This window comes from Rhodococcus sp. 15-649-2-2, assembly GCF_002258645.1.
Taxonomy (GTDB): domain Bacteria; phylum Actinomycetota; class Actinomycetes; order Mycobacteriales; family Mycobacteriaceae; genus Rhodococcoides.
Genome location: NZ_NPFM01000031.1, coordinates 17,484 through 31,094, shown reverse-complemented (window position 1 = coordinate 31,094; position 13,611 = coordinate 17,484). Strand labels below are relative to the sequence as shown.

11 protein-coding genes and 1 tRNA gene are annotated in these 13,611 nt (G+C 61.4%); 5 read left to right on the top strand and 7 right to left on the bottom strand.

Annotated features, from left to right (window positions below; all coding sequences use genetic code 11):
- Positions 1-266: 266 nt before the first annotated feature.
- The 4 genes from CH305_RS21055 to CH305_RS21040 all read right to left on the bottom strand — a co-directional run bounded on the left by CH305_RS21055 (position 267) and on the right by CH305_RS21040 (position 4,425).
- A complete protein-coding gene (locus CH305_RS21055; protein WP_094704817.1) occupies positions 267-1,193 on the bottom strand; it encodes a CorA family divalent cation transporter in 927 nt (308 codons plus the stop codon).
- Positions 1,190-2,173: an NAD-dependent epimerase/dehydratase family protein gene (locus tag CH305_RS21050; RefSeq protein WP_179278368.1), complete on the bottom strand. Its 984-nt coding sequence runs from the start codon at positions 2,171-2,173 to the stop codon at positions 1,190-1,192. Before CH305_RS21050 ends, CH305_RS21055 begins: the two co-directional genes overlap by 4 nt.
- A 90-nt stretch (positions 2,174-2,263) precedes the next feature.
- Positions 2,264-2,968 carry a helix-turn-helix domain-containing protein gene (locus CH305_RS21045; protein ID WP_141215881.1) on the bottom strand — a complete coding sequence of 235 codons (705 nt, stop codon included), beginning with the start codon at positions 2,966-2,968 and terminating at the stop codon, positions 2,264-2,266.
- A gap of 131 nt (positions 2,969-3,099) precedes the next feature.
- A complete protein-coding gene (locus tag CH305_RS21040; RefSeq protein WP_094704815.1) occupies positions 3,100-4,425 on the bottom strand; it encodes an NAD(P)/FAD-dependent oxidoreductase in 1,326 nt (441 codons plus the stop codon).
- Between the two features lie 144 nt (positions 4,426-4,569).
- On the opposite strand from CH305_RS21040, the gene CH305_RS21035 reads away from it, so the two are divergent.
- Entirely contained in the window at positions 4,570-5,190 is a 621-nt protein-coding gene (locus CH305_RS21035) for a TetR/AcrR family transcriptional regulator (protein ID WP_179278367.1), read from the top strand.
- A 17-nt stretch (positions 5,191-5,207) separates the two neighbouring features.
- Here the strand turns inward: CH305_RS21035 and CH305_RS21030 are convergent, their stop codons facing one another.
- Positions 5,208-6,824, bottom strand: a complete 1,617-nt coding sequence (locus CH305_RS21030) for an AMP-binding protein (RefSeq protein ID WP_094705188.1) — start codon at positions 6,822-6,824, stop codon at positions 5,208-5,210.
- Between the two features lie 62 nt (positions 6,825-6,886).
- A complete protein-coding gene (locus CH305_RS21025; protein ID WP_256983932.1) occupies positions 6,887-8,590 on the bottom strand; it encodes an aldehyde dehydrogenase family protein in 1,704 nt (567 codons plus the stop codon).
- Between the two features lie 223 nt (positions 8,591-8,813).
- Between CH305_RS21025 and CH305_RS21020 the strand changes: the two genes are divergently transcribed.
- The 4 genes from CH305_RS21020 (at position 8,814) to CH305_RS21005 (ending at position 12,792) form a co-directional block, all read left to right on the top strand.
- Positions 8,814-10,379: a GMC family oxidoreductase gene (locus tag CH305_RS21020; protein ID WP_094704813.1), complete on the top strand. Its 1,566-nt coding sequence runs from the start codon at positions 8,814-8,816 to the stop codon at positions 10,377-10,379.
- Positions 10,380-10,406: 27 nt separating this feature from the next.
- Complete coding sequence (gene fabG, locus CH305_RS21015) at positions 10,407-11,201, top strand: 3-oxoacyl-ACP reductase FabG (RefSeq protein WP_094704812.1); 795 nt, start codon at positions 10,407-10,409, stop codon at positions 11,199-11,201.
- Positions 11,202-11,271: 70 nt separating this feature from the next.
- Positions 11,272-12,006, top strand: coding sequence for an alpha/beta fold hydrolase (locus CH305_RS21010; RefSeq protein WP_094610391.1), 735 nt, complete (start codon positions 11,272-11,274; stop codon positions 12,004-12,006).
- A gap of 198 nt (positions 12,007-12,204) precedes the next feature.
- Positions 12,205-12,792, top strand: coding sequence for an aminotransferase class III-fold pyridoxal phosphate-dependent enzyme (locus CH305_RS21005; RefSeq protein ID WP_094704811.1), 588 nt, complete (start codon positions 12,205-12,207; stop codon positions 12,790-12,792).
- 688 nt (positions 12,793-13,480) lie between these two features.
- Here the strand turns inward: CH305_RS21005 and CH305_RS21000 are convergent.
- Positions 13,481-13,554, bottom strand: a tRNA-Pro gene (locus tag CH305_RS21000).
- Positions 13,555-13,611: the final 57 nt, after the last annotated feature.

Below are 13,611 nucleotides of genomic sequence, written 5' to 3'. Positions count from 1 at the left end.
GCAGGTCAACCGATCTCGGTTGTCGGATTGTTCCACTTTCAATGTGATGAGCCCCAAGGGCTCTCCCGAACGCGTCGACATTGGGATGAACCACGTCGAACTTGTGCACCGAGAAGGATTCTGAACGACTAGCGGGCATTGCTGTGGACAGCACGTGACCATGCCGCACCTAGAACAGCGTCGACCCCGCCAAGACATTCCGGCCACGTTGCACCGGAGCCGTCACCCGGTGCCAGTTCGGTTCGGGCGGAATGCCCTGCTCGGGATCAAAGCCACCCGTTTTTCTTGAACCGCCAATGCAATGTCGTCGCAACGGAACTCATCAGAGTCAGTACAAACGGGTAGCCGAATGCCCATGTGAGTTCTGGCATGCTGTCGAAGTTCATTCCGTAGATCCCGGCTACGAGGGTCGGCACCGATGCGATCGCTACCCAGGCCGATATCTTGCGCATATCGGCGTTCTGCCTCAGATTGACCTGGGTCAAGTTCGCATCGAGCATGCTGTCGAGTTGACTCCGCATTCCCTGAACCCTGGACACCACGCGGTGCAGGTGTCGATCCAGCTCGGCGATTCCGTCTGCATCTATCGTGTCTCCGTACTCGCCCGAGGTGACCCAGCCGGGTGCCCTGCGTCGGAGCAGGCGACTCAATGGCTCGCCGGTCAACGGCGTGGTTGCTCTCTCCATCTCGGTGACAGACCGCCTGAGCCGATAGATCGCTTCCACCGAATGTCCACCGGCGCGGGAAAACACCTCCCCTTCGACGCGGCGGATGTCACGGTCGAGTAGCTCGATCACTTCGACGTAATTGTCGATGACCATCTCCAGTGCGAGATGAAACGCTCCCAGTGGAGTCCGTTCGGCTTCTCCGCCGGCGGTGTTGGGACCTCGATGCATCGTGGGGAAAGTTGATTCCGGCGACTCGCAGACGGTGGCCAAAGCAGATGGACTTAAGGCAAAGATGACATCGCCAAGCTCGACGCCGCTCTCGGCGGATACGTATTTCGCCGTTGTGAGTGCGAGAAACAGTTGTTCGCCGGACACTTCCATCGTCGGGCGAATCGGTGTATTCGCTACCCGATGAAGTGTATCGACGTCGATCTCAGAGGCGTCCAGCTTCGCCGAACCAACCTGGGTGACGTCCGAGATGCACGACCATGTGAAGGGTCTCCGGCCCTCCAGTTCGGTGGTCATGTGCACACGTTGTCGTCGTACCACTGCGCGGCGTCGATGATCGCAATGTCGATGTTTCCGGGCGAATACCCGAGTTCGCGCTGCGCTTTACCCCAATCCGAGGACTGGGGTGAAGACAGATATCTGCCCAGGCCGCGGTCCATCGACGGCGGGCGTCCCGTAACCATGGCCGAGACTTCCTGACCGGCGCCGTACGCGACCAACGCGCTGCGCGGGAGCCTGATCGGGCGACGCTTCGCACCCACCAATTCGGCTATACGCGAGAACATTTCTGCGTAACCAACGTTGTATCCCGAGAGGTTGTATCCCTCACCGCATCGTCCACGCTCTGCCGCGGCCAGAATACCGGCCGACACGCCTCGCACGTCGCAGAAGGACGACGTACCGGAGAACGCGAACGTCGTCTTACCCTCGTGCATGTCGCGAATCACCCGACCGAGCTGCAGTGTGTGGTCGAACGGCCCGATCATGAAGCCCGGATAGACCACCACGACGTCCAGGCCGTCGGCCATCCTGTTCCGAACCTGTTGTTCCCCAGCAACTTTGGTATCGGCGTAGTCGTATCCCATGCCGGTCAGAGGATTGCTACCTCCACGTTCGTCCACTGGTGATCCGTCGCAGTTGCATCCATGCACATCGATCGTGCTGGTGTGCACCAGACGACCGACTCGGGCGTCGACACTCGCGTCGGCGACAATACCTGCGGCGACGACGTTCACTCTGCGCCTGCGTGCTGAGAGTCTGCGCCAGGTCGATGTGTCACCTGCAAGATGGAAGACCCAGTCCTGACCTTTGACCAGCGAATCAACAGCGTGACGATCGAGCAGATCTGCCAGCTGGATGTTCACGGGAAGACCGCTCAGAAAGCGTGTCGTAGACCCAGGCGCACCGCTCGCGAGAACCTCGTGTCCGGCATGGACCAGGTCTCTGACCAGATTGCTTCCGACGAATCCTGTTGCACCGGTTACCAAGCACTTCATATCGTGTCTCCATCTTCGTTTCGTGCGTCGGTCACGTCGGTGGACCGAACCGTGAACGGCTGGGGCCATGTCAATCTCGCGGCCGCTGAATCAGCCCGCTATGCCGAACCGCCGCATTCGCTTGTAGAGCGTCGTACGGCTGATCCCGAGATGCCGTGCTGCGGCGAGCTTGTTCCCCCGATGCGCGATGAGCTTGTCCTCGATAACGGTCCGTTGAGCGCTGTCGATTGCGCTGAGCAGCGGCATTGCAGCTCGCTCCCGCAAGCGCCCCAGATCACCGACGCTCACGTCACCCACCGAACGTGTCCGGCTTGCGGCGAGCACCTCCGCTTCCAGTTCGGCCACGTTGCCGGGCCAGTCGTGTGCGAGGAGGAGGCGCATTGCGCCGGCAGTGAAACGGATGCGGGCACCCATGCCCTCGAGCATCGCGTCGATCAGTGTGGTGATCTCGTGCTTGCGCAACCTCAGTGGAATCAGCTCGACGCGCGTTCTGCACGAATCGATCAATCGATACACGTCCGGTGACACCGTGCCGAGCGGTGCGCTGGCGAGTGCAAACCATCCGGCCGACCGAGATGTCGACTCGTACAGACCATGAGCAGCCAACGGCGACAACAGATGTACGTTGTCGACCACAACAGGACGCAGCCCACTGTCGAGCGCCACCGCGACGGCGCGAATCCATTCCATTTCGGTCAGACGAAGCAGGTCCAGACCGTCGAACCAGACGGGATGGACTCCCTCCGTCAGCTCCGCCAGCAACGTTGTTCGGCCCGTTCCTCGTTCTCCCGACACGGCGAGAGAGGTTTTGGTCAGTCTCGTGTGCTGCAGAGTGTCTCGTCGGCGCTCGATGCGCGAGGGGCACGTGGTCGACTCGGATGATCGAGCGGTCGATGGACCTCGGCGTGACACCCTGGACGTCGTGGTCACGAGTGCATCCCGGCCGGCGACGTCAACCCGAACTCGTCGCGGATCTCCGACAGCACGTGCTGGTAGGCGTGCGTTTCCACATAGTTCGCGTGGCGTGGTGTGTCTATGTAGTCGACTCCGCCCCGGAGGTCGGGTCGGTGCGACGCCTTCAGCTCGGTGAATCGCTTCTTCTTCTCGCCGTCGAGCGAAAGATCCAGTGCGACAAGCTGTGCCATCTCCTCGAATCGCTTATACGCGGCGTCGGCGAACTCGACGAAGCCAACGACGTAGAGAGAATCGACGGTTCTGTTGAACACGTTGAGATACAGCTGTGGGTGTCCGTCTTTCCACTCGAAAAGACTGTCGTCGAGGAACGGCACTTTCTGCTCGTATCCCGTCGCCAAGACGATGACGTCGACCTCCTCGGTACTGCCGTCGACGAATACTGCTGTGTTGCCGGCGATCCTGTCGAGCCCCGGCTTTGCCGTGATGTCACCGTGTGTGAAGTGGTGAATGATCTGATCGTTGACGATGGGATGGGACTCGAGCAGGTTGTGATCGGGTGCCGGCAGACCGAATCGGGTCACATCGCCGACAAGCGCATCCACCAAGGCATTCGGGTCCTCAGGGAGGGTGACACCCGCAGGAGCGGCTGCACCGGATCCGATGAACACGTCCAGCGGTACACCGAAGACGTGCTTTGGGAGGAATCGGTAGCCTCGCCGCACGCTGAGGTATGCGCGGTCCGCACTTCTGGCCGCGTCGCAGGCGATGTCGACTCCCGAGTTTCCTGCACCGACGATCAATACCTTCCGATCGTCGAACAAGGATGTGTCGTGGTACGCGGATGAGTGGATCAGCTGCCCGGTGAACGTCTCACTGCCAGGGATGCTGGGCTGGTTGGCGAGCCAGGTGACACCGGGAGCGACAACGAGTGCACGGTAGTGGCGCATGGAGCCATTGACTGATATCTGCCAGGTGCCATCGGCCTGCAGATCTGCGGACTCGACGGACGCATTGAAAGTGATTGCCTCGTAGAGGTCTTCGTCGACAGCGAACTGTCGGATGTAGTCGCGGATCTGACGCCACGACGGGTAGTCGGGATAGTCCTCCGGCATCTCGTGTCCGAAGAATCCGCTCGTGTACTTGGAACTGATGAAGTGGGCGCTCTTGTAGATCGGACTCCCCTCGTTCTCGGGATCCCAGATGCCCCCGACGTCGTGATGCTTCTCGAAGTGGTCGTAGGCAATGCCCGCCGCACGGAGCTGACGAGCGACGACCAGCCCGGACGGACCTGCACCGACAACGCACACGCGCTCCGATTCGATCGTTGTAGCAGTCATCTGCAACTTCCTCACTGTGGTCCCTCGACCGGAACGGAAGGGGTGTCCATGAGAGTAAGTTGGTCAGTTGACCAAGTCAAGGGACCTGGTTGTAGGATCCCGTATATCAACCACGAGATTTGCCCGACAGGAGCGCGACGAACTATGGCACGAGTACCGGTCGGACAGCGACGACAAGAGTTGGTGGAGGCGGCATTTCGCGTCATTGCGGCATCAGGAATCCAAAAGACCACCACCCGGGCGATCTGCGCCGAAGCCGGCGTGAACCAAGGGATCTTCCATTATTGCTTCAACTCGAAGAAGGAACTGTTCCAGGAACTGATCCGATCGGTCGTCACTGGAATGGTCGAGACATCAGCCGAGATCAAGCCAGCTCGTTCCGACACCGACACCGACACCGACACCGACACCGCTACCGCGGTCCGCACCGTCTTCGACACCGCATGGCAGCACGCACGAGCACATCCGGATCGACACCTCGTCGGCTACGAACTGACGACGATGGCCCTGCGCGACGACGAACTATCCGACCTCGCCGCCTGGCAATACCGACAGTACTTCGAGCAGTCGGTACGCGCTATGGCCGCTGTCGAGGAGTCGGCGCACATCCGGTGGTCGATACCGATGCCGGTCCTGGGCCGAATGGTCGCAACGATCCTGGACGGACTCGTTCTCGGTTGGCTGGCCGACCGTGACGACGACGCGACCGAACGAGCGCTCACCCAGTTCGCCGACGTCGTCGCTGAACTTGCCATCGAAGGCTGATCGCCGACGCTCTCATTTTATTGTTGTGCAGCCTCTTCTACCGTTTGCCGCAGCTCTGTCTTGAGGATTTTGCCCGACGCGTTCAGTGGGAAATTGGAGACGAAGTGCCAGCGTTGCGGAATTTTGTACTTGGCGATCTGCGGAGAGAGAAAGCTCTGCAGATTGTCCACGGTTACTGGTTCTCCCACATGGAGCCTAACGAACGCGGTGACCACTTCGCCCCAGTACGGGTCAGGTGTTCCGACAACGGCAGCCTCGGCGACGGCCGGGTGCGAGACGAGGGCGGTTTCGATCTCGCCAGGAGAGATGTTTTCCCCGCCCCGGATGATCATGTCTTTCGATCGCCCTTCGATGCGAACGTTTCCGGCGACATCCATCGAGGCCAGATCGCCTGTGCGGAGCCACCCGTCGCTGTCGATGACGTCGGCCGTCCGGACAGGATCGTTGTGGTACCCAGCCATGACATGATAGCCGCGAGTGCACACTTCCCCGATTTCACCGCACTCGACGATCTTGGTCCCGTCGCTCGTATCGACGATCTTCAGTTCGACACCGGGCAGAACGCGACCCACGGTTGTTCTGCGTACGTCGGGTGAATCATTGGGTTGCGTCACGGTCATACTCGGAGAACACTCGGTTTGCCCGTACGTGATGGTCAGGGGAACCCCCAGACGGTCTTCGACCCGAGCAACCAGGGCCGGCTCGATGAGGGAGCCGCCGGTCATTGCCGCGGTGATCGACGTCAAATCGGTCCGAGCGAAGTGGCGGTGATCGACAAGGGCCTGGAGCATTGTCGGAACCCCGGCGAACAACACCGATCTTTCGCTTGCGATCAATGCGAGCTGGAGCGCGGGATCGAACGACGGCATCAGCACGAGCGTCGACCGGGTTTGGATTGCACCGAGTGTCATGACAACCGAACCCGCCGTGTGAAATAACGGCAATGCGGAGACGATCGGGGCGTCGTGCACCCCGGGAAGACCGCGGAGAAAAGACAGCCTCGCGTTGTTGACGATGCCGCGATGCCGGAGCTCGACCCCCTTCGGTCGCCCGGTTGTGCCGGATGTGTATTGGATCTGGGCAAGATCGCCCGGTGATACCTCCGGCAATTCTCTGAGTACGTTTGTGTAAGTGCAGAATTCGTCCCACTTGGCTAGACGGATGGCAGTTCGAAGATCCGGTAACTGTGCACCGAGAGTTGCAAGGCATTCGGCGAGATCTGTACCGCGATATTCGTCGACATGGAAAACCAGTACTGCTCCGGAGTCTCGAAGCACGTGGCCGGCTTCCTCTCTTGTCAAGGCCGGATTCACGGTCACCAGCGTCAGACCTGCGAGCGCGGCACCCATTTGGACGAAGATCCATTCCGGAACGTTGTTCGCCCAGATTGCGACCTTGTCACCGGGAGCGACGTGTTCGAGCATGACGCGGGCAGCTGTCTCCGACTCGGTCACGAGTTGGGAGTAGGTCCACTGGCGACGTCGTCGACCGCGGGGCAGTCCCTCGACCAGCGCGATCGATTCGGGTGCTTGCTGTGCGGCGCGGCGAAGTACGACGCCCACGGTCGCATCTTCGATGCTGTCTGTGTCACGTAACGGGACGGCGGCGTTCAAGCGGTGCTGGGATTCGGTCATCGATCGCTCCTCGTGTGATGTCGTGGGCACGGATGCAGACCGTTGCGAGTAGTGCGCCGCATTCATGCGCGCATCGCGGCGACGGCTACCCGTAGAAGTCGACGCCAGGTTCGCTTCGCCTCGAATCGTGTGAGGGCTTCGCTAGTGGATCGTCCGCTGCGGGAGGTGACGAACCACGACGGTTTCGGAGACAGGGACATCTCGCCGCCGAGAATCGAGCGGGGGAAAGGCAGGAAGGGACCTCGCACCACCGTGCGCTCGGTACGGTCGATCAGGTAGGCATTGTGCACGACTCCGATTCCGCTCTGCGCGTCGGAGAGTGTGTGTCCGGGGAAGGCCCCCCACGTCGCTCGCGGAAGTGCGAAACCGAGCAGCGTCCAGACGTTGACGCCGACGTTTCCGTACTGCAACGGCTCCAGGAGATGGTCCAGTGGGGGTTCGAGCGTGCGTTGGGTCTCCGGGTCGACAATGATTGTGGCACCGAGCGTTCCGGTCAGTTCGTCGTTGGCGTATGTCACTGCGGCGGTCAGAAACTCGGCACCGACGCCGGGAATAGTGGTGAAAGCAAGGGCGGTTGCGAAAACTTCTGTCGTTGCGAAAGAGGTCGACTCGCCTGCATCGAGATCGAGGAGCAGACGGTCACCGGTCGGTCCTCGGTGCTCGGTGTGGCCCGTATCCTCCTTCAATTGCTCGAGTCGGGCTACAGCTCCGGGATACCACGCCGGACGATGAGGGGCGTGGTCGAGAACATCGCGGACAGCAGCTATGAAATCGTCTTTCTGCGGCCAGTCACTGCTGACGATCATCACCTGGGTGCCGATGCAATTGTGGCCCGCGTTGTGCAGGCGTGATGTGACCACGTTCTCTGCTTGATACTGAATGTCCGCTGCGCTCCACGTTCCCGGAACGACGATCACGGGCGACACACCGCCGAGTTCGCTGCTGATAGTTTTCGCCAGAAGGGGCGTTCCGGCTTCCTGTCGAAGGCGGCCGTCGTCACCGGAACCGAATACTACGACGTCGTGGGTAGACAGACTGCCGGTGATGTGAACGTGGCTCACGCTGTCGTGGTGGGCCAGGTATTCGCCCACATCGACGCCACCCGCGACCATGCGCAGGACGCCCCACTCGATCAACGGTGCCAGCGCGCGTTCGATGATCGGCGTCAACTCGTCGAGAATCGGGTTGACCTTGAGCGCAACCACACGATTGTCGGCGATCAATTGGTACAGCACGTCCAGAGGCGCAATCGACGTCACGTTGCCTGCGCCGAGCACGACTGTGATACCTGCGGTCCGGGTCGGGTCGAGTGCACCCAACCCCGCGGATGCGCGCGCTGCCTTCTCGCTCACCTCGGGTTGCAGCCAGATATCCGCTCGGAATCCCCCGAACATCAACCGGTCGGTCACGCTGACCGGAAGTGCACGAACTGTCACGCGGTTACCAGGGGCGCGTCCGAAGACGGCACCGTCGAGCGGACTCTGTCCGCGCTCGATTTTCGTCAACGTCGCGACCAGCGCATTGAGACCGGCCAGGAACGCGTAAGGACCACCGGCCCATTCCTCGCCTGCCAGTGGGGACTGGGGATCGAGCAGCTTGATCTCGGATGCCATGTCCGCCCATTCTCGCGCGACCTCTGCAGTAGCTACCCGCGTACGTGTCAGCAATGCGATTCGTTCGAGAATTGTGGTGTCGGCCCATACCTTCTCGCCCACAGCAAGATCGGCGAGAGCTCGATCCACGTGAGTTGCCGTTGTCGGTGTCATTTTCCTGTACTCCATCGCTCGTGCCGCGGTGAGAACCGTCGATTCGACGTTGTGCCCGTGTCGATTTCGTCGGTTCCTTCTCGAACACAACCCTCGCTCGAAGTACGAGCATGGATTGTCCAGAATGTGCACAGAGTGCGTGTGATCGATCACGTGATCACGGACACGGAGTCTGTCCAGTTCATGGACACAACGCCCTCACGGATTCCTCCACTGTTGTGGCATGAACCAATTGAGCGGATCACCGACCATCATTCCCGGACTACACGGTCCGACACACCCACCATTCGACTACGTCATCATCGGCGCGGGAACAGCCGGAAGCGTCCTCGCAGCGCGCCTGAGCGAAGACGCACACGTGCACGTTCTACTCGTCGAGGCAGGATCCTCCGAGGCCCTCCCCGCAATGGCCATCCCCTTCTCATGGCCCGAACTGATGGGGACAGCGGCCAACTGGGGCGAATCGACTGTGCCTCAGAAGTTCTCGAACTCATCGGTTCCGGTACCCCGAGGACGCGCCCTCGGCGGATCGTCCGCCACCAATGGACTCAACTTCGTCCGCGGACACCGGGCAAGCTACGACGCCTGGGTCGACCAGGGGGCGAAGGGCTGGGGGTTCGACGACCTCTTGCCGTACTTCAAGCGGTCCGAAACCACCACCGGCCGCGACTCCGAGATCCGCGGAACCAGCGGGCCACTCTCTGTCGGTCCCATGACAGCGCCGAGCCCCATCGCCACGGCCGCGCTGAACGGTGCGACCGAAGTGGGATACCCACGAGCGCAGGACATCAGCAGCGGGGTCGAGATCGGCTTCGGACTATCGGACGGAAACATCAAGGACGGGCAGCGCCAGAGCGCGTCCGACGCCTACCTCGACCAGGCGACCCTGGATCGCCCCAACCTTCATGTGGTCACCGACGCCATGGTGCAACGCATCCTGGTCGCAGACGGAGTGGCAATGGGAATCGAGTACCTTCGCGGCGGATACACGGTGCGGGCAAAGGCAACCCGCGAAGTCATCCTCACCGCCGGTGCCATCGGCTCCGCGCACCTGTTGCTCGTATCCGGAATCGGACCGAAGGAGCATATGCAGGACAACGGAATCGACGTGGTCCTCGACCTGCCCGGTGTCGGAGAGAATCTGCACGATCACCCCATGTCCACCGTCCTCTACGAGTCGACCGCACCCCTCCCCCATAACCAGCACAACCTCATGGGTCAGGCGATCGGCCTCGTCGAGACACCGGGTGCTGTAGCCGGTCCGAACCTGCAGATCCTGGCGATCACCGCACCGATGCGAGCGCAGACTTTGCCCGGCCCCGACAACGGTTACGCGATCGCCTTCTCGGCCGTGACGCCGTTCAGTCGAGGATCGGTACGTGTGGCCGACAAGTCGGTTTCCGTCAGCCCCTTGATCGACCCCAACTATCTCGGTGACGAACGAGATGTCGCGGTGATGGAAGCAGGGCTCGAGATCGCTCGTTCGATCGGTAACGCTCCGGCACTGGCCGGGTGGCGAGGTGAGGAGATGCAGCCAGGCACAGCCATCGGCGATAGCGCATCGGTGCGCGACTACCTCGCGCGAAGCCTGGTCGTCTATTTCCACTACGCCGGAACCTGCCGCGTGGGCACCGACGACATGGCCGTCGTCGATCTCGACCTGCGCGTGCGGGGCATCGACGGACTCCGGGTCGCCGACGCATCCATCATGCCGTCGCCGGTGTCCGCCAACACCAACGCAACCGTCTACGCAATTGCGGAAAAAGCGGCCGACCTCATCCGCACCTGACACACTCCGAACCCACAAGGACTCCCCATGAACAATGCCGAAGAAGCCGGCCCGCCAGTCGCGCTGGTCACCGGCGGCACGAGTGGTATCGGCTTGGCCATCGTGACCCACCTGGCCCAGCAAGGCCATCGCGTATTCCTCTGCGCCCGAGACGAAGACAAAGTCGAATCCACGGTGACCGAACTGCGCGAGTTGGGACTCGATGTCGACGGCGTACCGGGTGACGTCGGATCGACAGCGGATGTCGCGCGCGTCGTGCGCACCGCGGTAGAACGCTACGGCCCCATCGATGTTCTGGTCAACAACGCTGGAATCAGTGGCGGCGGAGTGACCGCGGACATCTCCGACGAGCTCTGGTTCGATGTCATCAACACCAACCTCAACGGCACGTTCTTCGTCACGCGCGAAGTACTCACCGCCGGCGGTATGCGTTCCAAGAAACAGGGACGCATCATCAACATCTCCTCGACAGCCGGCAAACTCGGCGTAGTCCTCGGCGCGCCGTACTCCGCATCCAAACATGGAGTCATCGGCTTCACCAAAGCGCTCGGCAACGAACTCGCCCCGACCGACATCACCGTCAACGCCGTATGCCCGGGATACGTCGAAACTCCGATGTCTCAATGGTTTCGAGAGAAGTACGCTGCCCAGTTCGCGACCACGGAGGCGGAGATCGAGAAGAAGTTCCTTGCCAGGATCCCCCTCGGACGTTACTCACGTCCCGACGAGGTCGCCGGCCTCGTGGGTTATCTCGTCACCGATTCAGCCGCATCGATCACCTCTCAGGCGATCAACGTCTGCGGCGGTGTCGGCACCTACTGATCCACTCGCGGCGGCGACATCACTTCGATGCCGCCGTCGCGAACACACCCCCAACCAACAGGAGAACCTCATGGCCAAGACCTTCGTCCTCGTACACGGAATATGTCACGGAGGGTGGGCCTGGAACCCGGTCGCAACACTCCTTCGCGCGCAGGGACACGCGGTGTACACACCCACCATGCCAGGACTCGGTGCCGACGACGCGCGTGCCGATGTTCATCTCGTCGACACCGTCGACTACCTCGTCGAGTACATCGAACAGCGCAACCTCACGAATGTCGTTCTCGTGGGACACAGTTGGGGTGGATTTCTGGTCTCGGGTGCATCGCAGCGCATACCCGACCGCATCGAACGACTCGTGTACTGGAGCGCGTTCGTGCCTCACACCGGAGAATCACTGATCGACCTGTGCCCGCCCGAGTTCGGTGAGATGTTCCGCTCGTCGGCACACGCATCGAGCGACAATTCCGTAACTTTCCCAGCCGACGTCTTCGCAGCTGCACTCATGCAGGACGCGTCCCCCGAAACGCAACGGGTGTTCCACTCACTCCTCGCGCGCCAGCCATTCCACACGATGAACGAATCCCTGAACCTCGATGAATGGCAACGCCTCCGTCTTCCGGCAACGTACATCGTGACCGACGACGACATATCCCTGCCGGCCGGTGACCTCGGTTGGGCACCACGCTTCCCGGACCGCCTTTCCGACGGCCACGTCATCTCCACGCGGGGTAGTCACGAGGCGCTGATCACCGAACCCGAGTCCCTGGCCCATGCATTCGTCCGCGCGAGCGAAGGACGGTGACAATGCTTGACACCGCTTCGGCGGTGTCAAGCGAGGCGGACGGGCACCCCCGGCAACCCGGTGATCGATCGCGCCGCGGACGTGACTCAACCCCGACAATTCAGGGCCGACACCAGATCGACCATTTTTTCCATCACTACGGTTCTGCCGTGCCGGCGATCGTAGACAACCGCCACGTTCACGAACGACCGGATACCGATGCTCTCGGACGCAGTGCAATCGGGCTGGGGCCGGACCGGACGCTCCTACTTCGGCATCGAGCACTACGGCGTTCGCCCACAGGCCATGACCTTCGCCAAGGGGCTCGCCAATGGACTTGCCATCGGTGGAGTCGTCGCCGAAGAGAGACTGATGAATTCCATCCAGGCGAACTCCATTTCCACCGCAGGTGGCAACCCCGTCGCGATGGCCGCAGGTAACGCCGTCATCGACTTCATCGACTCGCACGAACTGCAAGAGAACGCAGACCGCATCGGCCAACACCTCTTGTCGTCCCTTGCTGCGATCTCGAGAAGCAATTCTTTGATGGGTGAGGTACGTGGATCCGGATTGATGATCGGCGTCGAACTGATCGAACCCGGCAGTAAGACCCCTAACCGGGTTGCGACGGATGCCGTACTTGCCGAGGCGAAAGCCGCGGGGCTCCTCCTTGGCAAAGGTGGCCTACACGGCAATGTTCTACGTATCACTCCACCCATGACGGTGACATTGGACGAGGCAAACGAGGCGTTGCAGACGCTCGAGTCGGTGCTGTCCAAGGTCGCCGCTCAAACGATGACGAGTTGACTTCCCAGACAGCGAGGCGGTCGCAAGAGTGCTCCGCACTTCGTGGAAACCCTCGGCGGCTGAGGCGGCGTTGAACAGCTTGTTTTGGAAGTATCCGCGGCCGCCGTAGTCGAGGCTGAACAGCACCGAACCCGACATCCCCAACTGCGCGCGCTACGTCAGCCACTCCGAGATGAAACTGGTCGGAGACGGTGCCCAGCACGAACACCGGATGCCCATGACGCAGATCAGTTGTCCACCAGCAGATTGCAGCAGAGCTGCCATCGACGAATTCGTTACGAGGCCGGTGACTTGCCCGGAATTCTCATAGTCGCGCTTCTACTGGGTTCCCGGGCATCGGGACATCTGACGGCGCGGCCACCATCTTGAGATCAATGCCGACTCGCCCGCATCTGGGGCTGCATCAAAGGTGGTGCTGCCGCCTCGACCGCGACCGCGACGTGGCCCGGTTCGCCGCCGCCGGACTCCGTAGCTACTTGACAGCGAACCAGCTGAATCAAGTGGCTCCGTCCGCTCAGGTCCGTTCGATCGACGCACGCAGATCGCCGGACACCAGTGGATACACCTGGACACCGCCTCAGCGCCGAGTTCGACCGTGTAAGTACCGAGTAGTGACACCCTCGCGGCACTCAGACAAAAAAGGCGGCTTCGGATTTCTCCGAAACCGCCTCTGGCCTGCATCTACTTGTCGGGCTGACAGGAATTGAACCTGCGACCCCTTGACCCCCAGTCAAGTGCGCTACCAAACTGCGCCACAGCCCGCCGCGCCTCGAAAGGCGCTTGCTGAGATTACCCCAGCCCTACCCCTGAGAGGAAATC